The organism is Nocardia sp. NPDC050412 (genome assembly GCF_044458825.1).
Lineage (GTDB): Bacteria > Actinomycetota > Actinomycetes > Mycobacteriales > Mycobacteriaceae > Nocardia.
In genome coordinates this window covers 97760-119644 of record NZ_JBITIJ010000002.1, presented here as the reverse complement: position 1 = coordinate 119644, position 21885 = coordinate 97760, and the positions used below count along the sequence as shown (strand labels likewise).

General features: G+C 64.5%; 25 protein-coding genes. 9 read left to right on the top strand and 16 right to left on the bottom strand.

Annotated elements, in window-relative coordinates; translation table 11 throughout:
- Positions 1 to 81 precede the first annotated feature (81 nt).
- A complete protein-coding gene (locus ACIBI6_RS04700; protein ID WP_364354789.1) occupies positions 82 to 600 on the bottom strand; it encodes a PadR family transcriptional regulator in 519 nt (172 codons plus the stop codon).
- Between the two features lie 90 nt (positions 601 to 690).
- Between ACIBI6_RS04700 and ACIBI6_RS04695 the strand changes: the two genes are divergently transcribed.
- Both ACIBI6_RS04695 and ACIBI6_RS04690 read left to right on the top strand, forming a co-directional pair.
- Positions 691 to 1251, top strand: coding sequence for a hypothetical protein (locus tag ACIBI6_RS04695; protein WP_364354786.1), 561 nt, complete (start codon positions 691 to 693; stop codon positions 1249 to 1251).
- Between the two features lie 17 nt (positions 1252 to 1268).
- Positions 1269 to 2570, top strand: a complete 1302-nt coding sequence (locus tag ACIBI6_RS04690; RefSeq protein ID WP_396955325.1) for a carotenoid oxygenase family protein — start codon at positions 1269 to 1271, stop codon at positions 2568 to 2570.
- A gap of 2 nt (positions 2571 to 2572) precedes the next feature.
- Here ACIBI6_RS04690 and ACIBI6_RS04685 read toward each other — a convergent pair whose 3' ends face one another.
- Both ACIBI6_RS04685 and ACIBI6_RS04680 read right to left on the bottom strand, forming a co-directional pair.
- Positions 2573 to 3550 carry a zinc-binding alcohol dehydrogenase family protein gene (locus tag ACIBI6_RS04685; RefSeq protein ID WP_396955324.1) on the bottom strand — a complete coding sequence of 326 codons (978 nt, stop codon included), beginning with the start codon at positions 3548 to 3550 and terminating at the stop codon, positions 2573 to 2575.
- A 53-nt stretch (positions 3551 to 3603) separates the two neighbouring features.
- Positions 3604 to 4341, bottom strand: a complete 738-nt coding sequence (locus ACIBI6_RS04680) for a serine/threonine protein phosphatase (RefSeq protein ID WP_364354777.1) — start codon at positions 4339 to 4341, stop codon at positions 3604 to 3606.
- 263 nt (positions 4342 to 4604) lie between these two features.
- On the opposite strand from ACIBI6_RS04680, the gene ACIBI6_RS04675 reads away from it, so the two are divergent.
- Complete coding sequence (locus ACIBI6_RS04675) at positions 4605 to 4796, top strand: hypothetical protein (RefSeq protein ID WP_364354774.1); 192 nt, start codon at positions 4605 to 4607, stop codon at positions 4794 to 4796.
- 46 nt (positions 4797 to 4842) lie between these two features.
- Here ACIBI6_RS04675 and ACIBI6_RS04670 read toward each other — a convergent pair whose 3' ends face one another.
- Positions 4843 to 5241 carry a hypothetical protein gene (locus ACIBI6_RS04670; protein ID WP_396955323.1) on the bottom strand — a complete coding sequence of 133 codons (399 nt, stop codon included), beginning with the start codon at positions 5239 to 5241 and terminating at the stop codon, positions 4843 to 4845.
- A 172-nt stretch (positions 5242 to 5413) separates the two neighbouring features.
- Here ACIBI6_RS04670 and ACIBI6_RS04665 point away from each other — a divergent pair, with 172 nt between their 5' ends.
- Positions 5414 to 6265 carry an alpha/beta fold hydrolase gene (locus ACIBI6_RS04665; RefSeq protein ID WP_364354768.1) on the top strand — a complete coding sequence of 284 codons (852 nt, stop codon included), beginning with the start codon at positions 5414 to 5416 and terminating at the stop codon, positions 6263 to 6265.
- Positions 6266 to 6267: 2 nt separating this feature from the next.
- On the opposite strand, the gene ACIBI6_RS04660 is transcribed toward ACIBI6_RS04665, so the two are convergent.
- Both ACIBI6_RS04660 and ACIBI6_RS04655 read right to left on the bottom strand, forming a co-directional pair.
- The gene (locus tag ACIBI6_RS04660) at positions 6268 to 6675 is read right to left on the bottom strand and encodes a VOC family protein (protein WP_364354765.1); all 408 of its coding nucleotides are present in this window, start codon (positions 6673 to 6675) and stop codon (positions 6268 to 6270) included.
- A gap of 10 nt (positions 6676 to 6685) precedes the next feature.
- Entirely contained in the window at positions 6686 to 7897 is a 1212-nt protein-coding gene (locus tag ACIBI6_RS04655; protein ID WP_396955322.1) for an FAD-dependent monooxygenase, read from the bottom strand.
- Between the two features lie 95 nt (positions 7898 to 7992).
- On the opposite strand from ACIBI6_RS04655, the gene ACIBI6_RS04650 reads away from it, so the two are divergent.
- The 3 genes from ACIBI6_RS04650 to ACIBI6_RS04640 all read left to right on the top strand — a co-directional run bounded on the left by ACIBI6_RS04650 (position 7993) and on the right by ACIBI6_RS04640 (position 10181).
- Positions 7993 to 8742 (top strand): TetR family transcriptional regulator, encoded by a 750-nt coding sequence (locus ACIBI6_RS04650; protein WP_364354759.1) that lies wholly within the window; start codon positions 7993 to 7995, stop codon positions 8740 to 8742.
- 62 nt (positions 8743 to 8804) lie between these two features.
- A complete protein-coding gene (locus ACIBI6_RS04645; protein WP_396955321.1) occupies positions 8805 to 9992 on the top strand; it encodes a DUF3558 family protein in 1188 nt (395 codons plus the stop codon).
- A gap of 51 nt (positions 9993 to 10043) precedes the next feature.
- Complete coding sequence (locus ACIBI6_RS04640) at positions 10044 to 10181, top strand: ArsR family transcriptional regulator (RefSeq protein WP_396955320.1); 138 nt, start codon at positions 10044 to 10046, stop codon at positions 10179 to 10181.
- A 15-nt stretch (positions 10182 to 10196) separates the two neighbouring features.
- Here ACIBI6_RS04640 and ACIBI6_RS04635 read toward each other — a convergent pair whose 3' ends face one another.
- The 8 genes from ACIBI6_RS04635 to ACIBI6_RS04600 form a co-directional block, all read right to left on the bottom strand.
- Positions 10197 to 11012 (bottom strand): class I SAM-dependent methyltransferase, encoded by an 816-nt coding sequence (locus tag ACIBI6_RS04635; protein ID WP_396955319.1) that lies wholly within the window; start codon positions 11010 to 11012, stop codon positions 10197 to 10199.
- A 400-nt stretch (positions 11013 to 11412) separates the two neighbouring features.
- Positions 11413 to 11886 carry a hypothetical protein gene (locus ACIBI6_RS04630; protein ID WP_396955317.1) on the bottom strand — a complete coding sequence of 158 codons (474 nt, stop codon included), beginning with the start codon at positions 11884 to 11886 and terminating at the stop codon, positions 11413 to 11415.
- Between the two features lie 130 nt (positions 11887 to 12016).
- Positions 12017 to 13237, bottom strand: coding sequence for a cytochrome P450 (locus tag ACIBI6_RS04625; protein ID WP_364354747.1), 1221 nt, complete (start codon positions 13235 to 13237; stop codon positions 12017 to 12019).
- Between the two features lie 8 nt (positions 13238 to 13245).
- Positions 13246 to 14490, bottom strand: coding sequence for a cytochrome P450 (locus ACIBI6_RS04620; RefSeq protein WP_396955316.1), 1245 nt, complete (start codon positions 14488 to 14490; stop codon positions 13246 to 13248).
- An 8-nt stretch (positions 14491 to 14498) separates the two neighbouring features.
- On the bottom strand, positions 14499 to 15104 hold the full coding sequence (locus ACIBI6_RS04615) for an ATP/GTP-binding protein (protein ID WP_040689533.1): 606 nt from the start codon (positions 15102 to 15104) through the stop codon (positions 14499 to 14501).
- Positions 15079 to 15429, bottom strand: coding sequence for a DUF742 domain-containing protein (locus tag ACIBI6_RS04610; RefSeq protein WP_364354738.1), 351 nt, complete (start codon positions 15427 to 15429; stop codon positions 15079 to 15081). Before ACIBI6_RS04610 ends, ACIBI6_RS04615 begins: the two co-directional genes overlap by 26 nt.
- Positions 15426 to 15854 (bottom strand): roadblock/LC7 domain-containing protein, encoded by a 429-nt coding sequence (locus ACIBI6_RS04605; protein ID WP_062987265.1) that lies wholly within the window; start codon positions 15852 to 15854, stop codon positions 15426 to 15428. Before ACIBI6_RS04605 ends, ACIBI6_RS04610 begins: the two co-directional genes overlap by 4 nt.
- Entirely contained in the window at positions 15854 to 17284 is a 1431-nt protein-coding gene (locus ACIBI6_RS04600; RefSeq protein WP_364354733.1) for a sensor histidine kinase, read from the bottom strand. Before ACIBI6_RS04600 ends, ACIBI6_RS04605 begins: the two co-directional genes overlap by 1 nt.
- A 354-nt stretch (positions 17285 to 17638) precedes the next feature.
- Between ACIBI6_RS04600 and ACIBI6_RS04595 the strand changes: the two genes are divergently transcribed.
- Both ACIBI6_RS04595 and ACIBI6_RS04590 read left to right on the top strand, forming a co-directional pair.
- Positions 17639 to 18070, top strand: coding sequence for an SRPBCC family protein (locus ACIBI6_RS04595; RefSeq protein WP_396955315.1), 432 nt, complete (start codon positions 17639 to 17641; stop codon positions 18068 to 18070).
- Positions 18071 to 18080: 10 nt separating this feature from the next.
- A complete protein-coding gene (locus ACIBI6_RS04590) occupies positions 18081 to 18866 on the top strand; it encodes an alpha/beta fold hydrolase (RefSeq protein ID WP_396955314.1) in 786 nt (261 codons plus the stop codon).
- A 41-nt stretch (positions 18867 to 18907) separates the two neighbouring features.
- Here ACIBI6_RS04590 and ACIBI6_RS04585 read toward each other — a convergent pair whose 3' ends face one another.
- Together ACIBI6_RS04585 and ACIBI6_RS04580 are read right to left on the bottom strand one after the other, a co-directional pair.
- Positions 18908 to 20443 (bottom strand): DHA2 family efflux MFS transporter permease subunit, encoded by a 1536-nt coding sequence (locus ACIBI6_RS04585; RefSeq protein WP_396955313.1) that lies wholly within the window; start codon positions 20441 to 20443, stop codon positions 18908 to 18910.
- Between the two features lie 469 nt (positions 20444 to 20912).
- Positions 20913 to 21515 (bottom strand): TIGR03086 family metal-binding protein, encoded by a 603-nt coding sequence (locus tag ACIBI6_RS04580; protein ID WP_396955312.1) that lies wholly within the window; start codon positions 21513 to 21515, stop codon positions 20913 to 20915.
- Positions 21516 to 21885: the final 370 nt, after the last annotated feature.

Here is a 21885-nt window from a genome sequence, read left to right as displayed (position 1 = left end):
TAGTTCTCTAACTCATGAGTATGTCATCCTGATATTCACATTTGAGGATCGGTCGAAGTCCTGACTCGAAACATATTCGAACTAGCGCTCCGGAATCTGCCCGATGGCCCACTCGGCCCACTCCTGGCTCATCGCATGGAAGCGCTGCCCCCACTCCATCGCGATGCGGCCGTAGACGGACAGGTCGTCATCGTCCCAGTCGATCGACGCCTCGAGTGCAGCCAGTTCGGCCCCGGCCTTCTTGGCTCCGTTTTCGATATCGGACAGGTAGTCGCGGGCATACGCCCGGGGAACCGCGCCGAGAAAGAAGACGCGCAGCAGCATTTCGTTGCGCGCCACACGTTTCGGCTTGGTCGTGGTGAGCCACTCCCGCAAATCCGTCAGCCCCGCCTCGGTGATCGTGTACTCCTTGCGGCCGCGCGGACCCTCGTCCGAAACCGCGATCGAGCCCGCGTCGGCGAGTTTGGTGAGTTCGGTATAGATCTGACTCTGGGTGGCGGGCCAGACATTGGCCAGCGACACCTTGAATCGTTGCAACAGGTCGTAGCCGCTGGCCGGACGATCGGCCAGCAGTCCGAGCAGGGCGTACCGAAGACTCATGCCATCACCCTACCTTCCACTATTGACATGTCGAAAGATCAGCCTCTAACTTAGACATGTCAAAACTGGAATATCGAGGAGTTCTCCGACATGTCCTATCTGCGCGCTTTCGCCCCATGGATCCTCTTCGCCGTGGTTCCGTCGCAGTACTGGCAGTGGGGCGCGCTGGCTGCCTCGGGTGTCTCGGTGCTCGGCATCGCCCAGCAGATCCGTGCCGGTCAGCGCATGGAAGCCATGGCCATCGATATCGGCTCGGTTGCCTTCTTCGCGGCACTGACCGTCATCGCCTTCACCGATCCGAACAGTGCCCTGCACCCCTACACCCCGGCACTGTCCTCCGGCGTGCTCGCCCTGGTCGCGGGCGTCTCGCTGGCCGTGCGCACGCCATTCACGCTACCGATCGCCAAACAGACGACACCGCAGGAACTTTGGGATCATCCGATCTTCATCCGCACGGCATACGTCATCACTTCGGTGTGGACCGCGAGTTTCGTGATCGGCTGCGTCGCGCTGGCCGCGCTCGCACACTCCGCGTCGGGCGTGCGCACCACGGTGCAGATACTCGCCTTCGTCCTTCCGGTGGTTTTCACGATCCGCTACGTCGCCCTCATCCGGGCGAAGGCGAACTCGCTCGACCCTTCCGCATCCTGAACAGATTGGTATCCGTGATGTCCACCTCGGTTGCACACCTCACCGGCAACTACGCGCCCGTCACCGAAGAGCTCACCGCCTACGAATTACCGGTCACCGGAATGATTCCTGCCGCATTGACCGGCTGGTACCTGCGCAACGGCCCGAATCCGCACGCTGCGGCCTCCCCGCACTGGTTCCTCGGCGACGGCATGGTGCACGGGGTCCGGCTCGAACAGGGCCACGCGGTCTCCTATCGCAACCGGTGGGTCCGCACCTCCACCTTCACCGATGGCACCGCGGTCCGCGATGCCGATGGCAACCGTGACCTCACCGCCGGGCTCGCCAATACCCACGTCATCCGGCATGCCGGACGCACCCTGGCACTCGTCGAATCGTCCTACCCGTACGAATTGACCTGTGAGCTGGATACGGTCGGCCCCTACGATTTCGACGGCAAGCTGCGCACCGCCATGACCGCGCATCCCAAGACCTGCCCCACCACCGGCGAACTGCATTTCTTCGGCTACGACCTCACCGCGCCCTATCTGACCTACCACCGCGCGGACGCCGCTGGCAATCTGCTGGTCAGCCGCCCGATCGAGGTGCCCGTCGCGACCATGCACCACGACTTCAACCTCACCGCCGCCCATATCGTATTCATGGATCTGCCAGTGGTTTTCGATCTCGAAACCGCCAAATCCGGTGGCGGCATGCCGTTCCGGTGGCGCGACGATTACCAGGCCCGGCTCGGGGTACTGCGTCGTGACGACCCGCACGGCGACATCCGGTGGTTCCCGATCGATCCGTGCTACGTGTTCCACACGCTCAATTCCCACGATGAGCCGGGGCGGATCGTGCTGCATGTGATCCGCTATCAGAGTCTGTGGCGACAGGATTCACACCTTTCGGAGCGGGCCTCGCTATGGCGCTGGACCATCGATCTGGTCACCGGCACTGTCGCCGAGGAGCAGATCGACGATCGCGACGCCGAATTCCCGCGCATAGACGACCGGCTCGCGGGTCTGGACTCCCGCTTCGGCCACGCCACCGTCGCCGGGGACAGCGGCGCATTGCTGCGCTACGACCTGCACACCGGCACCAGCACGGCACACGAATTCGGTCCGGGCCGCATTCCGGCCGAGGCCGCATTCGCACCCGCGGACGAGCGCCCCGGCGGCGACGGCTATCTCATGACCTACGTCTACAACGCCGACACCGACCGGAGCGATCTCGTCATCCTCGACGCGTCCGAGCTGGCCGGGCCACCGGTTGCGACCATTCACCTACCCGCCCGGGTGCCCTACGGATTCCACGGAAACTGGCTGGCCGACAAGTGATTTCAACCGTTGACCGCAAGCACCAGCTTGCCGGTCGAAGTGCGACTCGCCATCAATCGATGTGCCTCGGCGACCTCGGACAGCGGGAACTCCGCGGTGATCGGCAGCTCCACCTGCCCCGAGGTGACCAACCGGAACGCCCGATCGGCGATCTCCCGCAAAACCTGCGGCGCATCGGCAGTGAGTCCGAGGATAGAGAATCCGGAGATCGATAGTCCTCGCGGGTAGAGCTCGGGCTGGCCGATCTGCCAGCCCGGCTCACCACTGGCGTTGCCGTAGGAGATCAGCCGTCCGAACAGCGCGAGCGATTCGAGACCGCGCCGCAACGTCTGCCCGCCGACTGGGTCGAGCACGACATCGACACCGCGTCCGCCGGTAGCCTTCCGGACATCGGTCTCGAAGGTCTCGGCCAGGAAGGCGTCGTCGTAACCGAGTTTGCGCGCGTACTCCGCCTTGGCCTCGCTGGAGACCACGCCATAAACCGCACCGGCCCCGGCCAACTTGGCCACCTGCCCGACCACGGTGCCCACCCCACCCGCAGCGGCCTGCACCAGCACGGTCTCCCCCGGCTGCAACCTACCGACGGTATTGATCAGTGCATAAGCGGTCGGCAGGACCGTGGGAAGCGTTGCGGCCGTTCGCAAATCGACACCATCGGGCACCGCGAACACCGTGGCGGCGGTAATTACGGCGACCTCGGCATAAGCGCCGCCCTCGGTGATCGCCGCCACCGGCTGGCCGACCGCGAACCCGTCGACATCGGGGCCGATCGAGCGCACTCGCCCCGAAAGTTCGAGCCCCGGAACGAACGGCAGATCCCGGACCCGATACCCCACCGAACGCGCCTGCAAGTCGGCGAAGTTCACCCCGACATATTCGACATCGATCGCGACCTCACCAGAACCCGGCTCCGGCGCATTGAGCTCCACCTCCCGCAACACCTCGGGTCCGCCCAGCTCGCTGATCTGAATCGCCCGCATAACCCCACACTCCACTAGACGCACCGACCACATAGTTCTAGCAGGAAATGGGGTCAGCGGCAGTCCACCACGAGTGCCGTCGCATTATCGGTGCTACCGACCTGTAACGCATTGTCCACCAAGGTTTCCGCGGTATGAGCCGCGGTTCGGCCCGCGACGAGTATCGACTTGATCGCGACCATATCGAGCCGCTTGTGCACGCCGTCGGTGCTCAACAGCAGTCGGCCCCGGCTCGATCCGGTGGCTGCGCGACCGACGACGTCCGGACTGGCGGTGCGGGTGGAGGTGGTGACAAGGTGGTCCATGCGATTCGCCGGGCGAACCCCCCTGGCGCGCATGAACTCTGCGACGGTGTGGTCGGTGGTGATCTGATGCAGCACCCGACCATTCCAGCGGTAGGCGCGACAGTCGCCGACCCAGGCGATATCGCAGGGGCCGTCGGGCTGATCGGCGGCGGGTAGCACGGCGATCACGAGCACACTGTCGGCCTGCTCCTCCGGGAATTCACGCAGCAACTCCTGTTGGGCCGCGACCACCCCGGCCAGCGCGCCATTGCCCGCGCCGATCCGCGCGGCGACCGAAGCCGCGGTCCGCGCCGCCCTGGCCGCCGGCAGGTTGTCGCCGACCCCATCGGCGACGACGAATGCGGTGCGCCCGACGGTGGGGTCGGTGTAGGTGGCGAAGGCGTCCGCATTGAGCGAACGCCGCCCACGCGTGCTCACCACACCGGGTGTGATGGCGAGCTTTACCGACTCGGGGCGGACGATGGCGATCGAAGCGGTTGTCTGCAAGGTCTGACCTCCTTGGGCTGGACCTGCCCCAATACTGCCGATCCGCACAAATCTGTAACTCCAGTGAACCTCGGTTTTCCGTGAACCGTGCCAAAATTACGTGAGGGATTCCTGTGAATCGTCGGCGCACCCAGCCGAACCGCCTGGCCGCCACTGGACCGTCATCGGCGGATTCTGCTCCGGCGCAGCCTATCCCGCAACTTTGCTACCCGATAGCCAACGCACTCTTTACACTGCGACGATCCACACCGAGGGAGCGTCGAGTGTCCACTACCGTTCAGGCCTTGTTCGTTGTCGTCGCCGTGCTCGTCGGCATAATCGTCGCGGTGATTTCCGGAATTCTCTCCAGGGCCAGCGGCTCGCCCGCGGGCATCGTGATCCGCGACGGCGGCGTCGCCTTCGCGGGCACGGCCGGTCTGACCCTGTTACTACTCAAGGCCATCGGGGTGCTCTGAGACCCCAGAGGCCGAATCCATCACATAATCGCGGAGCCTGCTGAGATCAACCGCCGAAGACGACGCAGGCGAAGTCGACGTGTACGCCGGTGCCGACTCGAACGTCCACCGTTGCGATGGGTGTGACGTCCGGCGCCTGCACGGCGCTGAGCGTGTGCGGGCCCGTCGTCTTCGGGATCCAGGTCAGCAGGGCGATGCCGCCCAGCGGACGGACCACTCCGAGTAGAACGCCGTTGTCGTAGAAGGAGACGAGTTCGGCCGCATTGTTGACGTAGGCCTCGGCGGTGGCCGGACAGTCGGTGCCGTAGTTGGTCGCGAGGCCGTAGTTCGAATCCGGCATCACCCCCACCCGGGTCACCGCAGCATTCGCCGTCGGCGCTGCGCACGCCCATGCGGCGATCGCGGTGCCCAGCATGGTCGCGGTCGTGATTGTTCGGTAGCTCATGATTCCTCGTCGTACGGTGCCGAGTTGCCAGCGCAGATCATAGATAGTCGCCCAGACCGCTGCGTCCCGAATCGCCCAGCGTTTCGCAATTATGTACCCAACGGTTCGCTTTGCGGGTCGATATCAGCGGCGGTGCACGATCCAAGCTAGAACGTGTTCTAACGTGTCCGGTATGGACGTGACATACGAAGGCACGAAACGAGAGCTCGCCACCGATCAGGGTGTACTGCGCTATCACGAGGCTGGCGACGGGCTGCCGCTGTTACTGCTGCACGGCTCCGGAATCGGCGTCAACGGCTGGCGCAACTATCGCGGGAATCTCGCGGTCTTCGCCGAGCACTTCCACTGCTACATCCTCGAATTTCCCGGCTTCGGCGTGAGCGACCCGGTCGACGGACATCCCGTGCTGACCGCAGGCGCGGCGGTGCTGCGATTCATGGACGGGCTCGGCATCGAGTCCGCGGCCATGGTCGGCAATTCGATGGGCGGTGTCGTCGGGGCGAATCTGGCGATTGCGCATCCACAGCGGGTGCGCAAGCTGGTCACCATCGGCGGAATCGGTCCGAATATCTTCAGTTCCAGTCCGAGCGAAGGGATTCGGCTGCTGCAGGAATTCGCCGACAAACCCGATCGGGACAAGTTGCTGCGCTGGTTGCGGGCCATGGTCTACGACCCCGCGGTCATCACCGATGAGATCATCGAGGAACGCTGGGCGGCCGCGCAGCATCCGGATACCCAGAAAACCGCCGCCATGATGTACAGCTCGGCCGCCTGGACCATGCAGCAGAAATTCCTGGCGAATTCGAGTACGCCACCCTATTGGTCGATGCTGCACAAGGTGCAGTGCCCCACCCTGCTCACCTGGGGGTTGGACGACCGGGTCAGTCCGCCGGATATGGCACTGGTGCCGATGCGCCAGATTCCCAATGCGGAACTGCACGTATTCCCGAATAGCGGCCACTGGGTAATGATCGAAGCCAAGGCGGCCTTCGAACGCGCCGCCCTGGAATTCCTGCGCCGCTGAGCTCAGCGATCCGGATAGACCGCGATCTCAACCAGATTGCTATCGAGATCGCGGCAGTAGTGCGAGATCATGTCACCGATCGCGCCGGACTTGGTGACCGGACCATTGGTGATCTCGATACCACAGGCCGCCAAGTGATCTCGCACTTCCTGGGGCGATGCTTGGGTGACGAAGCACAAGTCCGCCGAACCTGCGGCCTCGGTGCGCGCCGTCACCCAGTCAGGGTCGACCGCGAGGGCACCGATCGGCCGCAGGTTGATCTTCTGATTGCCGAAGCACAGTGCGGTGCGGCCTTTCGATCCGAACTTCTCCACCCGCATGCCGAGGACTTTTTCGTACCACGCGGCGGTCGCCTCGATATCGACGCAATTGATGACGATGTGGTCGATCCGATCGACTGAGAACCCCATGGTCGGCACCCTACGCCGGGCGACACGCCTTGGCAGTGACCGGACTCTCGGGGTATTCAGGCAAGGACTCGTTTGTCTTCGGCGCCATGATGCGTTCCATACCCGCCATGGACTCCAGCACGGGCAGCCGCGTGAGGGTATTCCGAATTGCCATGCCCGAGCGGGTTTTCGGCACCATCAGCCGCAGATTCGGGCCGATCTGCTGTTTGCGTTCGACCAGCGCGCGGTGGCTCTGCTCGTAGCGGCGAAAACCGATGCGGTAGTCGCCATTCGCTGCCGCGAGTGCACCGGCGAGCCGATATGCGCCCACGAGGGCGAGTTCGGCACCGGCGCCGGAGGCAGGTGAGGCGCAATAGGCGGCGTCACCGACGAGGGCGATGCGGCCGGTCGACCAGGTATCCATGTGGACCTGGCCGAGGGAGTCGAAATACAAGTCCGGATCGGCGAGGGCGCCGTCGAGCAGTTGTGCCACGTGCCATGCGGATTCGGTGCCGAACCGGTCGGTCAGCAGCGCACGGGCCGCGGTGATATCCCGCGGATCGAGGTCGAGCAGTGGGCTGCGGAACATGAAGTAGGCCTTGGCCTGTGCGTGATTGCCGGAACGGTAGATGCCCGCCATCGCGCCCGGGGTGTTGTAGACGCTCACCCAGCGGTCGGGCCCGAGCGCAGCATCGGCGTTGCCGAATGCGAAGTAATGGTCCAGGTGGCGGACGAAATTCGATTCGGGGCCGAAGGCCGAGCGCCGCACGGTGGAGTGCAGGCCGTCCGCGCCGATGACCAGGTCGAACCGCCGTGGCGGGGCGTGTTCGAACGTGACGGTGATGCCGTCGTCGTCCTCGTCGAGGGCCCGAATCGAATCGCCGAACAGGTATTCCACGTCGGTGTTGTTGTCGTGCAAGATCCGGACGAGATCGCCACGCATGATCTCCACCTCGGCGCTGGCATATTTGTCTTTGATCTTCTGCATATCGACCTGGGCGATGGGATCGCCGGTGGCATTCACGAACCGCATACCGGCGACATCGGCGGCCGCCGACCGGATCTGCGCCATGATGCCCATGCGCTCGGCGACCTCGATCGCTTGATCCCGCACGTCCACCCCCTGGCCACCGACGCGCAGTCCGGCCGCACGCTCGACGATGGTCGGCTCGAAGCCGTGCCGCACAAGCCAATACGCCAATGTCTGTCCGGCGATGCTCGCACCGGAGATCAGAATCCGCATTGCCCGCTCCTTGTCTCGAAAACATCTGACCGTTGGTCAGCGAGGCAACTGTATGACGCTGACCAACGGTCAGTCAAGCGGTAGTATCGGTCACCATGGCCGATGATTCGCGTGCCCGCATCCTGCGGACCGCGCTCGATCTGTTCGCGGAGCGCGGATACCACACGGTGTCCGTGCGCGAGATCGCCGAACAGGTCGGGCTGACGAAAACCGCTGTGCTCTACCACTTTCCAAGCAAGAGCGAGATTGTCGCCGCGCTCGTCGAGCCGCTGCTGGTCGACAGCGAAATGGTGCTCGAGGCGGCGGCACGCGGGCGGGACGCGCAGGCGCGCCGCTGGGCGGTGGTGGGCGGGCTACTGGAGGTGTGGCTTTCACATGGTCAGTTGTTGCGGATGCAGATGCAGGACCAGGCACTATCCGCCGACGACGCAACCTTCGCGCGGTTGCGGACCATAGCGCTATCGGCACAGGAACTGATCGCCGGGCCGCATGCCGATTTCACCACTCGAGTGCGGGCCGCGCAGGTCTATGCGGCACTGAGCGATCCGGTGGTCATCTTCGCCGACCGGCCCGCCGACGAGTTGCGTGCGGCGATTCTCGATGGTGCCCGGCGGTTACTCGGCGCGTCGGCCGCACAAACTCGCCCCATCCACCTGCCGGTAGCCGCGGTCCCCACCACCCGCCCGAACCGCCGCGGCCGCCCCGGCGCAATGACCTCGGACATGATCGAATCCGCTCGCCGCATGCGAGATTCCGGCCGTCCGATCGACGAGATTGCCGCCGAGTTCGATGTCTCGCGTGCCACGCTCTACCGACACTTGAGCAAGCAGGCGAGCGAATTATGAGATAATTTTCGAGACGGCGCGTTCGAGGTATCCTGCTCCGCGAGCACTTCGACAGGGATGTAATGACACTCCGTACCTTGGCCGCAGCCGCCGCGCTGACACTCCTCTGTGCGAGCGCGGCGACCGGCTGCGGAAAGAACGCAACCGGGCACCCGGTGGCGGCGAGCAGCCCCAAGTCAACCGGAACAACAACTTCCACGCCAACCACCACCACCGGGCCATCCACTCCCGTGGACTCGGTAGGCAAGCACGACACCATCGTCACCGGCGCCGAAGCTGAGCCGCTGATGGCACGGATCCGCGCCACCGATCCGTGCTCAATGTTGGACACCGAGCCGTTGAAGTCGATGAATCTTGGAGCGAAGTCGGCGACGCGCGAGGGGCCAGGCCTGGCCGGATGCCAACTCAGGGTAGGCGATCATGTTGGCGAACCCGCTTCGAAGGATGGGCTCTACCTGTTCGAACTGTCACTCGGTGAGGTATACGACGATGCCGACCGTGCTCAGGACAAGGCCGAAACGGTAAACGGCCGCACAATCTACCGCTCCCACCTGGCTGACGACCCCACCTTCGCCGACACCTGCTATTACTACGTACCTGCCGGGCACACCGGCTACGCACACCGGATGCGGTTGCGCAAAGTTCCAGCCGACGGCGCACCGGACAAGACGCCATGGCTCGAAAAGTGCGATGTAGCAAAGAGTTATGTCAGCAAGATCGTCGATCGGCTGGACAGCCTGACTCCCCGCGACAAGCCAGCCGACGGGAGGGTGCTGTACAGCAAGAATCCCTGCACCGCCACAGACGCGGTAAAAGCTCAGTACAGCGATTGGACCTTGAACTCGACCAGCTGGATCGCTCCGTATCGCTGCCAACTGAATTTCACCCAGCCAGGCGCGAAATACACCCTGCAGGTCGATCTCGAATACCGCATGGATACCGAGCAGAAGGCATCCTCCGGACCCGGCAACGGCCCCTACCAGGCAGCGGGCCTGAGCGGGATCATCCTCCGATCAAACGTTTACGGCCCTGGCCCGTCGCGGTGCGCCGTCAGCCTCACATACCGGCCGAGTAGCGACGGCCGCCTGAACGGTCATCTCATCCGCCTTGCCGTCGATTGGACCGCGGTCCCTCTGGCCCAGTACGGAGACCCCGATCACCCGTCGGACGGTAGCTGGCCGCCACTCCCATCCGACGCCTGCGCCAACATCGACAATCTCAGCGCCGCCGCAGTGCGCGCGGCGGGCTGAGCTCTTCCCACGAAGGCTTTGCGGCGCTGACGTTCGGCGAGCCACCAGCGGGTGCTGCGAGAGGCAGGGGCGTTGCAGGCACGGGAGCGTGGGGCCTGCCGCATGCACAGTCTGCGCCGCGACGATCTCGACACCCATTTCCCGGAGTACTTCGACGTCATCCTCGGCACCGCGTCCGAGATGTTGTGATCGACGGTTCTGCAATTACGGTGCGATTGCTGAAGCGATCACCTGGACGGCCCGGAGGCTACCGCCAGTCAGACCGCGGGTCAGATTCTCGGCCTTCTCAGCGAAGTTCCGCACGAAGGCATGCAGCCCAACGGGATCGGGTGGCGAAGCCAGTATCGTCCGCATGGTCGCGGCCGCTTGTTCGGTCAGATCATTGCACTGCTCGATGACGAAACCCGCCGTCTCGATTGCCCCGCGCAATGCATCGAAAGGCACCAGATGGCTCTGCTCCGGTTGTTCGGCCCAGGGCAACGGGTAGTCGGGGTCACCACCCGAACCTGCGGTGATATCCCAGATTGCGAGCAGCCCGTCCGCTACCAGGACTCGGCGGGCTTCTCGGTAGAGCAGTTCCTTGTCGGCGACATTCATCTGCACGTGCTGGCTGAAGGCCGCGTCGAAACTGCCGTCGGCGAAGGGCAGCGCGGTGACGTCGGCTCGGTGCACCGCAATCCGATCCCGCAGTCCGACAAGCTCATTGAGCCACTCGGCCGTGTCGCAATAGTCGGCGGTCAGATCCACGGCGGTCACCGGGCAACCGCATCGGTCCGCGATGAAACGGGCGGTGCCGCCGATCCCGCTACCGGCGTCGAGCACCCGGCTGCGCGGCGTGAGGCCGGTCAGCTCCACCAGTTGATACGTGGCGATGCGACCCATGGTGTGAAAGTCCTCGACCAGCGCGAGATCCGCGGGCCGGAGACTGCCGAGATTCCTGCCCGCGGCGATGAGTGCGCGTTCGATGCCGAGCCGGGAGATGCCGGTCGCGTACGGGATTTCGATCGAAATATCGTTCATTTCAGCACTTTTCGGTATACGACAACGAAGCGACCGTAAAGTAACCACTGGTCACATCTTCGAGTATGCGACCCCATGTGACCGCTGTCAACATATCCGCTGATTTGCGATCCCTCGGCCGCGCACTGGATCGGCACAGTCGGCCGGACTGCTGGACCCGGAACGCAGGCCCGGTGCCGAAATCGCCGCCTGGTCGACGGTCCACGGCCTGGCCTGTCTGCTGATCGGTGGCCCCCTGGCCACCGATCCGGCCGCCATCGGTTCGCGGTCGGGCGGGTGCACGAACTAATCGACCGGGACTGCTCGATCAGCGGCCGGAGACTTAGCGGATCACTGCTGGGAGCCGTCCGGGTCATTGGCCGACTCGCCGGTGAAATGAATCATGGACCTGCTCAGGCGATCAATCCTGCTGGAACAGGTGGTCATAGCCGATTGCGAAGGTGTTGTCGGACGGATCGACAACCACATTGCGTCGGTCACCGACCTGCGGTGGCCGACTGCCGGTCGGTACCTCGCAGTCCGCGTCGAACGGTTCGATTTCTCGGCCGCTGATCCGCACCCTCAGTTCGGCGGTGTCCTGATTTTCGCCGCCAGGGATTATCCGGTGGACGGCGATGATCTCCACTGTCGCCGCGACCCCGGCGATCCGGAATCGCTTCTCGGTTCGCCGCCACTCGTAGGTGCTGAATGCGATACCGATTCCGATTGGGAGTGTGAGGATTCCCGGACACAGACCACTGGCCAACGACTCACCGGTCCGCGCGAAGATCGGCCCGGTCAGTATGAGGCCGCCGGCGATCCAATACGCCAGCACACCCGCAACCGGACCGATGAGTTCGACCTGTTTCGACGATGACCCCTGCGTCAATATCATCCCCCGATCGCCGTCAATTTCTCTGGTGCAGGGTAGCTGAAGCAATCAGAGGGCCGCATCGAGCTGACCCAGGAAAGACACGAACCCCCTCCCGATCGAAATCGGAAGGGGGCCCGGCTTTTCAGGTGGACTAATCCAGCGTAACCGGCAGCCTGGCATGCCCGTTGGAGATGAAGCTAGCCACCGTCCCCAACTCGGACGGATCCGCTGCCAGCCGCATATTAGGAAACCGCGCGAAGATCGCGGGCAACGATACCAGCGCCTCGAGGCGAGCCAGTGGCGCACCCAAGCAATGGTGCACGCCGTAACCGAACGCCAAGTGGTCCTTACTGTCTCGGGACACATCGAATTGATCGGCGGTGTCACCATGCACTTTCGGGTCACGGTTGGCGGCCGCATACGAGGCGAGAATCGGCTCTCCCTTGGCGATATGCACCCCGTCGATCTCGATATCGTCGACCGCGAACCGCAGCGGCAGATGTGCGACCGGCGCCTCGAACCGCAGCGCCTCCTCGACCAGATCGGCCCAGGTCGCCCGTTCCTCGACAACCGTCGCCCGCTGCTGCGGATTGGTCAGCAGCGCGAAGATCGCCTGGTCGAGCAGGTTGACCGTGGTCTCGTGCCCGGCGCTGATGACCAGCAGCAGCGTATCGATCAGCTCCTGCTCGGTGAGCTGGGACCCGTCGTCCTCATCGCGGTGTGAGATCAGCAGACTCGTCATATCGTCGCCGGGATGGTCGCGTCGATACGCCACCAACTCGCCCAGGATCCGATACATCTCCATATAGTTCGCCTGCGACTCCGCTGGACCGAGCGAGGTGTCGAATATTCCGTCGACGCATTTGCGCAGGCCCGGATTGAGTTCTGCGGGCACACCCATCAATTCGGAAATGACCTGGATCGGCAGCGGATACGCGAAACCCTCACGCAGATCGACCGATTCGCCCGCAGGCGTCTTCGCGAGTTCGGCGAGCAGTTCCTCGGTGATCCGCTCGATCTGCCCGCGCATCGCCTCGGTGCGCCGATGGGTGAATGCGGGCGCGACCAACTTGCGTAACCGCTTGTGGTCCGCACCGTAGGCGGTGAACATATTGTTCACCGCGACCCACAGGAAAAGTGGCCAGTCCTGCGGAATCTCGCCATTGATGAAGGCCGGCCAGTGCTGGCTCGCATCCTTGGACACCCGCGCGTCGACGAGCAGCTGCTTGAGCAGCCCGGCATCGGTCACCGACCAGGCCCGCACACCGCCGGGCAATTCCACCAGCGCCACCGGCCCACGCTCACGCAAGCGTACGGATTCGCCCTGGATATCGGTTCCCGTCAGATCCAGGGTAGTAGGTTGTTGCGCCACAGATCTCCTTAAAGGATTACCAGCGGAGGGGATTTGGGAAAGGTGACGGGCAGCGATACCAGGGCCCGGTGGAACGGGCCAGGGCGCCAGCTGAGTTGTTCGGGCTCTGTCGCCAAACGCATTTCGGGAAGTGCGTCGAGCAGTTGGTCGATGGCGTCCTGGACGATGAGATAGGCGACCGACCGCGCCGGGCAGGAATGCGGACCCACACTCCACGCCAGATGCGAACGGTTGGGCCCGAATTCGCTCACCCCGATGGCGGGATCGTTATTGCATCCGGCCATGCTGATGATGACCGGTTGATGTGCGGGCAGCCAGACGCCGTCGATCAGGATCGGCTGTCTCGGGTAGGAGACGCAGTAGTTCGCCATCGGCGGGTCGGTGAACAGCACTTCGTCGAGTGCGTCACGGGTGGAAAGACTTCCGCCGTGCACGTTGCCCGCGAATCGGTCGTCGGTCATCATCAGCAGCAGTGTGTTGGTGATGAGATTCTGCTGCGGTTCGATGCCCGCACCGTAGATGGTGACGAGCTGGTGGATCATCTCCTCGTCCGAGAGCACGGTCGGATGCGCGATCAGCCGCGAGGTGATGTCGTCGCCGGGGACGCTGCGCTTCAGTGTGACGAGCTCGAACAGCGCATCGGTGAGCATCGCGTTGCCCTTATCGGCATTCACACCTTCGAAGATGGCCGCCATCCCGGTGGCAACCTGCTGGCCGATCTCCGGCGGGCAGCCGAGCAGGTCATTGAGCACCTGGAAGGTAAGCGGAAATGCGTATTGGCTGATCAGATCGGCCGCACCATCACCGCAGAAGGCATTGATCAGCGGGATGGCGGCATGTTCGACGACGGCATGCAGCGCGTGTAGATCGACTTCGGCGAGGCTTACCGCATTTGCCTGTCGATAGCGCAAATGCTCATTTCCCGCGCTGCGCAAGGCATTCGGCCGCCATTCCAGCATCGGTAGCACCGGGCATTCGCCGGGAATATCTCGCTGCCAGGTGCGTGGATCCGCCGGAAAGTGGTCTGGATCGTTGAGAATTCGTACGGCGGTGTGATAGCCGATCACCAAAGTGGCCGGTACACCGGGCGAAAGGTCGATCGGCACCAGAGATCCGTACTGGCTGCGCATTTCCCGGTACGCGCGGTGCGGATCTGCCGCGTACTCCTCGGAGTAGAGCGCTACGCGCGGGCCATCGGTATCGATCGGCGAACCGAACGCGACGGAGGCGGGCTGGTTTCTAGCTTTAGACAATGCGTCGGTTACTTCCGGGACTCCTGGCGATGGAATAGGAACTCGACGAGCGTGATCAGCGACCGCAGACAGGTGCTGCGCTGGCGCGCGTCGAGCGAGGTCAGCGGAGTATCCGGTGCGAGATCCAGTGCGTCCCGGATCTCTTCGAGCGGATAGCGCTTTGCGCCTTCGAACTGGTTGACCGCGACCGAATACTGCACCCCGCGCTCCTCGAGCACGGACAACACCTCGTCGGCCTTCTCGATGCGCCGGGTGTCCACCAGGACCAGGGCGCCGAGCGCACCGCGCGCCAGCTCCTCCCACAGCGGGACGAAACGCCGCTGCCCCGGCGTCCCGAAAAGGTAGAGCGCGAGCGTGGGATTCAGCGTGATACGGCCGAAATCCATCGCCACGGTCGTCTGCGATTTGCCGGGTAATCCGGCCATATCGTCGACGCCGACACTGGCCTCGGTGATCGTCTCCTCCGTGCGCAGCGGCCGGATCTCCGAAACGCTGTTCACGAATGTCGTTTTGCCGACACCGAAATTGCCTGCCACCAAGAGCTTTACCGACCGGGTCACGGTCTCCGGCACATAGTCGACAGTGCGCTCAGGCCGGGAGAGCGCGGAGCCCATTGAGTACCTCCTCGAGCAGGGTGATCTCCGGCATGACTTCGGCCGGGGTCGGAGTGGCCAGGTGATCGCTGTCCAGCAGATCGGCTACGACGATCTTCACCACCGAGGGCGGCAGGTCGAGATAGGCGGCGATCTCGGCGATGGACAGGGCGCTGCGACGGCTGCACAGGTTCAGCACCTGGCGCGCATCGGGTGTCGCACCAGGTGCCGGATCTTTGGCGGCGACGACCAGGGTGACCAGGTCCAATTCACGACTGGGACGGATTCGCCCGCCAGTGCGCACGTAGGCCCGGACCAAGTCGGGATCTCGCCGGGACCTCGTCATGACGTCAAGCCGCCCTCAACCCTTCCGCGCGGCTGGGCGCCTAACTCGTGCCCGACCCGCCCGGCGAGTTCGTTCATGCGGTGCGCGACCAGCCCGATATCGGTCTCGGGCGTCGTCGAAACACCGAGCAGCGCACCCTCACCCGCCGCGGTAATGAGGATCATGCCCTGGTCGTATTCGGTCATGTTCTGGCGCACACCATTGTCTAGGCCACCGCAGAATTCGCCGAGCGCTTTACCTAGTGAGCGCAGACCCGAGGCAGCCGCGGCGAAACGCTCGGCATCATCCTTATTGACACCGTCGGAATGCGCGATCCGCAGCCCGTCGTCGGACAGCAGCACCGCGAACCGGACGCCGGGAACGTTGCTGAGATCCTCGAGTAGCCAACCCAGCCTATTGCTGCTGTCGGTCACCGGTGTGCTCATCAGGATGACATCCCTTCGCTGTTATCGGAGGCAGCAGCCTCGCGGCCGCTCTTGGAACCCATCTGCCAGGCGGAAGCGATTTCGGGACGAGCCTGTCCCGCTTCGGATTCGGTGCCGGTCTGAGCCGGCACCGAAGACACCGCCCGACGGCGTCGCTTGGGTAGGCCGCCACTGGTGATCTCGTGCACAGCGAAGTCCTCGTTCTCGGCGGGTTGTTCGCTCACCCCTGCCAAGACCGGAACCGGGGATAATTCGAAGGGCTTATCCTCGGCGACAGCGGTCGGCACGGGCTCCGGGGCCGGGTTGACGGCGGGCAAGGCGGGCTCGGCGTTCGTCACCGCGGTGACCAGCAGCGCCTCGGGGATGTAGACCATCGCCCGCATACCGCCGTAGACGTTCGGGCCATCGATGTAGACGGTGAACCCGTAGCGTCGGGCCAGTGCCGCGATGCCCGGGAAACCGACGCGCGGGGACGGGCCGAGCTGGTGGATGTCGATCGGGCGCTCGTTGGCGAGTACCTGCCTGGCCTCCTCCATCTGCTCCGCGTTCATCCGCACACCGGCATCATCGATGATGACGGTGACGCCGTGGTGGCCCTCCTGGAAGCTCACATCCACATACGACGTCGGCGGGGAGTAGCGCAGCGCGTTGTCGAGCAGGGTGGCCAGGGTGTGCACGAGCGGTTCCACCGCGCGGCTGATGACGATGCGGTCGAGCTGGTTGGCCCGCACCCGCAGGTAGTCACGGACACGCCCGATCGCGCCGCCGACCACATCGGTGAGCGACTGGGCGGGCCAGCGCCGACCCGGCAGACCACCACAGACGATCACATACGACTGCGCCTGCCGCAGCATCTGCTGCACGGTGTGGTCGATGCGGGTCAGGGTGGCGTAGACCTCGTCGTCACGGTGCTCGCGCAGCGCGGCGCTCACCACCTGACTGACATCCGCGCCGAGGCTGACCACGGAGGTTCCGAAGGAGCGCACCGCCGCACTGGTCGCGGCCCGCGAGGCGGATTCGATCTCGGCGCGAGTGCCCTCCTCGGTCGCCTTGATCGCCTGCTGCGCTTTTTCCTCGGCCTCGCGCGCGGCTTGCTCGTGCGCCTCGGACTGCACCAGGCGCAGGTCATCTGCGTAACGCTCGGAAATCCATTGCAGGCACTGGACGAACCGGGAATTCTCCTGACCCGTCGGCACCTCGATGGCCGAAACCGGTGCCTCGAAGCGACGCACCGCCTCGGTCATCGCCGGCAGTGTCTGGCCGGCGAAGTGCTCGAGGGTTTCCTCTTGCGCCCGATTAGCTCTATTGAGGGCGTCGGCGCGGATCTTCTGTTGTTTCGCGTATTGCGCTACATACAACGCCGCCGCCACCGCAATAATGAGAGCGGGGGCGAGGATCCATGAAAGCACCACGGCGATATCTTGATTCATCAGCTCTCTCGTCGTTGCGACAGCCGGTGTCACTGCGCGTTGTCTTGCCTTCCTCGCGACGCCGACCAGGATCAACATTCGTCGAATGCGGCCACATCGACAGCGGCACCAACCCCAGAGTGCCCGCAGGGCAAGTGATTCGAAGAATCACCTACCGCGCGGATCGAGCCGATAAGTAGCTCGGCACCCGACGACCCGCCCACAGTAGCAGCATCGCCCGGAAGTCTCTCTCGAACCGAGGACCACATTCCGATTCCTCGAACTGCTAGCGCCCCCATGGATTTCGCTTACCACCCGATCGGTATGACCGAATGCCATAAATAGCGAACCGCGGGTACCGGATACTATGCGCGAATGGCAAAGCTGAAGGTGTCCGTCGACGTGCCGATTTCCCCGCAGGAGGCCTGGTCGCATACCTCCAACCTGACCGAACTCGACAAATGGCTGCTCATGCACGAGGCGTGGCGCAACGAGGTGCCCGCCGAGCTGACCGTCGGTACCCAACTGGTCGGTGTCGCATCGGTCAAAGGATTGCGCAATCGGGTCACGTGGACGGTCAAGGCCGCTGAACCGCCGCGCCGACTCGCCTTGAGCGGCGCGGGCAAGGGCGGTACCAAATTCAAGCTGGAACTGCTCGTTGCCGCGAAGGGTGCGGGCTCGGAGGTCACCGTCGATATCGATCTGGGTGGCGCGCCACTGTTCGGCCCGATCGGTTCCGGGGTCGCGCGGGCGCTGAAGGGCGATATCGAATGCTCGTTGGAGCGTTTCGTCGCGCTCTACAGCTGAGGAGTTCGACGTGCCGCATGCCAAGGCCGCGGATGGCGTCCGCATCGCCTATCAGACCGGCGGTGCGGGTGCGCCGCTGCTGCTGCTCGCCGGGCAGGCCAATAACCATCATTGGTGGGATGGAGTTCGCGCCGACTTCGAGACCGCGTATCGCACCGTCTCACTGGACTATCGCGGCACCGGAGACAGCGATAAGCCGGATATCCCGTACAGCACCCTCGGACTCGCCGAAGACGCGATCGCGGTGCTCGACGAGCTCGGCATCGAGCAGGCCGCGGTGTACGGCACATCCATGGGTGGTCGGGTCGCGCAGTGGCTGGTCGCGCGGTTCCCGGATCGGGTGCGTACGTTGGTGCTCGGCTGCACCTCACCTGGTGGACGCCACGCGGTCGAGCGGGACGCCGAGGTACGGAAGTCACTGGCCCAGCCCGATCAGGTCGCCGCGCGGCGGGCGCTGTTGGAACTGATGTATACCCCGGAGCATCTGGCGAGCGCCGCAGGACCGTTCAACACCCTCGGCGATCCGAGCATGCCTGCCTACGCGAAGCGCATACATCTCTACGCGAGCAATAGGCACGACGCATGGGATGTGCTCGCCGATATCGCGGTTCCGACGCTGATCGTGCACGGGAGCGAGGACCGGTTCAATCCCGCTGCGAACGCACCGCTGCTCGCGGAACGGATTCCGGATGCGCGGCTGGCGTGGATCCCGGGAGCTCGGCACGCCTACTTCGACGAATTCCGAAGCACCGCGAGCCCGCTCGTCCTGGAATTCCTGGACGCGAACCGCCCGTAATCCGAGTTCGCCTGGTACACAGGCGAACTCGGATCCTGCCGCTAGTGCACCAGCGCAGGCGTGTCCGCGACCTCGGGCAACTTCGGCTTGGTGCGCGGCAGGAATGCCGCGGGCACCAAGGTCAGCACCATGAGCACCACTGCCACGATGTAGGTGTGGCTGAACGCCGTCGCGGCCTGGCTCAATCCGGTCTCGACCGCACCGGGCGGCAGCTGCGCCGCGATCGAGGGATCGTAGTTCGACGCGATCGCCGGCTTGGCGAACGGATGCCGGTTCAGCAAGCTGCTGAGCACCACCGACATCGTCGCGGTGCCGATGGACCCGGCGGACTGGTTGATGATGTTCATCAGCGTCGTACCGCGCGCGACCTGCTGGTGGGTCAGCGTCTGGATCGCCGCGGTCATGGTCGGCATCATGGTGCAGCCCATGCCGAGGCCCATCACGAACAGCGCGCCCAACATGAACGGATACGACGTATCCGACTTCAGTTGCACGAAGAACACCGTGCCGAGTGAGATCAGCGAGATACCGGTCAACACGATCTTGCCCGGACCGATCTTGTCGACGAGTCGGCCCGCGATCGGCATCGTCAACATCGCGCCCAGACCCTGCGGCACCATCAGCAGACCGGCCGCCATGGCCGTTTCGCCGCGCACCTGCTGCAAGTAGGTCGGCAGCAGCAGGCCCGCTCCGAAGAAGGCGGTCGCGAACAGCACCATGGTCAACACCGCGAAGGTCAGCGACCGGTTGCGGAACAGATGCAGATCGATCAGCGGATGTTCGGTGCGCAGCGCGTGGAAGACGAACAGCACGATAAGCACCAGGCCGATGGCGGCGGGTATGAGCACCTTGGCCGCGACAACCGTGCCCTCACCCGGAATCGAGGAGATGCCGAACAGGAACAGCGCCAGACCCGGCGAGGCCAGCAGCATGCCGAGGAAGTCGAAGGATTCCGACGGCTCCGGGTTATCCGCGGGGAACACAATGAAGGCGAGTATGAGCGCGACAACCCCGACCGGAACATTGATCAGGAAGATCCACTTCCAGCCGTAGCTGTCGATAAGCCAGCCGCCCAGGATCGGACCGCAGATCGGGCCGAGCAGCATCGGCACCCCGAGCACCGCCATGACCCGCCCAACTCGTTGCGGACCGGCCGCGTGGGTCATGATCGTCATGCCGAGCGGCATCAGCATGCCGCCGCCCAGACCCTGGATGACGCGGAAGGCGATCAGCGTCTCCATACTCCACGCCTGGCTGCACAGCACCGAGCCGAGCACGAACAGCGTCAGCGCGAGCATGTACAGCCGTTTGGTGCCGAACCGGTCCGCCGCCCAACCGGTCAACGGGATGACGCTGGCCAGCGCGAGGGTGTAGCCGGTCATCGACCAGGCCGCGATCGCGGTGGTGGTGTGGAACTCGTTCTGGAATTTGGGGATCGCGACGGTTACGACGGTGATGTCCAGGATCGACATGATCGCGCCGAGCACGACCACTCCTGCCACCTTGAAAACCGCGATGTCGAGCTTGTCGGTCGCGGGATCCGTAGCGACCGACGTGGTATCCGGAGGATGTGTCACCGCTTAAGCCTTGCACCTCGCCGACCAAATGACCAGCACATTCTGCGACCTTCGCCACACCTGGGGGTTGCTGTGATCTCGTGCGGGGAAAGCACCGGATGATGGCGGCGTGACTTTGCAGATCTTCGATGCCGAGTTCGCCGCGAATCCGTGGCCCACGCTGCGACGATTGCGCGAGGACGGTGGGGTGCACCGGGTCCGGACACCGGACGGCCCACCTGCCTGGTTGGTAACCCGATTCGCCGATGTTCGAGTCGGGCTGCTCGACAATCGGCTCTCCACCCGACCACGCTATGCCGGGAAGACGGACTGCGAGCGGCGCTTCTCAGTCGCCGAGATCTTCTGTGCGTATCTGCCCCACCCGCAACACGGTATTCGTCGCGGGGCGGCGACGACCTCGCCGTGTGTGCCCCGGCCGGCGCGGTCGAGACCGCCAGGCGCGTGCTCCCGACCTTCGGGTGGCTACCGATCAGTCCTGCGGCCCCGGTGACTTCCAAGACGGATCCCGGCCGAACCATCCCGCTAGCCGATCGTATGCGGGAGCGTCGGGCGGTACGGGCACCTCGAGGTCGAAAGCCTTATCCGGTCCGCGGAATTCCGGGCGCAGCATCTTGTGCGACCAGGCAAGTCCGTACTCGGCGACTTCCTGATCGAGGTCGATGGTCTGGTTGGTCGCGCGGGCGAGATCCCAGGTGTGCATGGCCAATTCGGTGATCTGCTGGTCGGCTCGGCTGCGCAGAGGCGCTTCTGCGCCGCCCGGTACCGGAACCGGGCGTTCCAGGTCGGCCCGGTGCCAGACATCGAGAACTGGCGCGGCTGCCGCGCGGTACTCTGCCGTCCAGTTCGGGCTCAGCTCGGCGGGCGGCGCCGCCCAATCGGCGATCTCGCCACGCGCCGAATCCAGGAAATTCCGCAGGCTCTGCCCGATGACATGTCGCACGAGCGCCTGTACATTCCAGCCGACACAGGGTGTCGCCAGCGTCGCCAGCTCCGGCCGGATCGCCGCGATGACCTCACCCATCTGGGTCAGTGCGCGGTCCACGAGGTCCACGGTTGGGTCAACGGTGTTCACGCCTGTCGATTCTGCTCCGCGACCGCCGCGCACAACGCGGAACGCGCAACTCGGCCGACTACACCGATGCCCTCAGCGAGGAGCGGGTCGGCGGCCTCCAAATCAACGGACGCGATAAGGCGCGAGTGGGACCGGGTGACGGCGACACAGGCCTGGCACATGCCCTCAGCGCGGAGCGGGTTCGGCCGCCTCCGGATCAACGGACGCAGTAACACGCGACTCGGACCGAGTAACGGCGACACCAGCCAGGCACATGCCCTCAGCGCGGAGCAGGTTCGGCCGCCTCCGGATCAACGGACGCAGTAACACGCGACTCGGACCGAGTAACGGCGACACCAGCCAGGCACATGCCCTCAGCGCGGAGCAGGTT

Bases quoted from the DNA above. Each gene is read 5' to 3' on its own strand.
- ACIBI6_RS04695 (WP_364354786.1), top strand. From the start codon at position 691: ATGTCCTATCTGCGCGCTTTCGCCCCATGGATCCTCTTCGCCGTGGTT.
- ACIBI6_RS04635 (WP_396955319.1), bottom strand. From the start codon at position 11,012: ATGAACGATATTTCGATCGAAATCCCGTACGCGACCGGCATCTCCCGG.
- ACIBI6_RS04645 (WP_396955321.1), top strand. From the start codon at position 8,805: ATGACACTCCGTACCTTGGCCGCAGCCGCCGCGCTGACACTCCTCTGT.
- ACIBI6_RS04650 (WP_364354759.1), top strand. From the start codon at position 7,993: ATGGCCGATGATTCGCGTGCCCGCATCCTGCGGACCGCGCTCGATCTG.
- ACIBI6_RS04685 (WP_396955324.1), bottom strand. From the start codon at position 3,550: ATGCGGGCGATTCAGATCAGCGAGCTGGGCGGACCCGAGGTGTTGCGG.
- ACIBI6_RS04595 (WP_396955315.1), top strand. From the start codon at position 17,639: ATGGCAAAGCTGAAGGTGTCCGTCGACGTGCCGATTTCCCCGCAGGAG.
- ACIBI6_RS04655 (WP_396955322.1), bottom strand. From the start codon at position 7,897: ATGCGGATTCTGATCTCCGGTGCGAGCATCGCCGGACAGACATTGGCG.
- ACIBI6_RS04615 (WP_040689533.1), bottom strand. From the start codon at position 15,104: ATGGGCTCCGCGCTCTCCCGGCCTGAGCGCACTGTCGACTATGTGCCG.
- ACIBI6_RS04605 (WP_062987265.1), bottom strand. From the start codon at position 15,854: ATGAGCACACCGGTGACCGACAGCAGCAATAGGCTGGGTTGGCTACTC.
- ACIBI6_RS04610 (WP_364354738.1), bottom strand. From the start codon at position 15,429: ATGACGAGGTCCCGGCGAGATCCCGACTTGGTCCGGGCCTACGTGCGC.
- ACIBI6_RS04690 (WP_396955325.1), top strand. From the start codon at position 1,269: ATGTCCACCTCGGTTGCACACCTCACCGGCAACTACGCGCCCGTCACC.
- ACIBI6_RS04700 (WP_364354789.1), bottom strand. From the start codon at position 600: ATGAGTCTTCGGTACGCCCTGCTCGGACTGCTGGCCGATCGTCCGGCC.
- ACIBI6_RS04670 (WP_396955323.1), bottom strand. From the start codon at position 5,241: ATGAGCTACCGAACAATCACGACCGCGACCATGCTGGGCACCGCGATC.
- ACIBI6_RS04600 (WP_364354733.1), bottom strand. From the start codon at position 17,284: ATGAATCAAGATATCGCCGTGGTGCTTTCATGGATCCTCGCCCCCGCT.
- ACIBI6_RS04630 (WP_396955317.1), bottom strand. From the start codon at position 11,886: ATGATATTGACGCAGGGGTCATCGTCGAAACAGGTCGAACTCATCGGT.
- ACIBI6_RS04660 (WP_364354765.1), bottom strand. From the start codon at position 6,675: ATGGGGTTCTCAGTCGATCGGATCGACCACATCGTCATCAATTGCGTC.
- ACIBI6_RS04665 (WP_364354768.1), top strand. From the start codon at position 5,414: ATGGACGTGACATACGAAGGCACGAAACGAGAGCTCGCCACCGATCAG.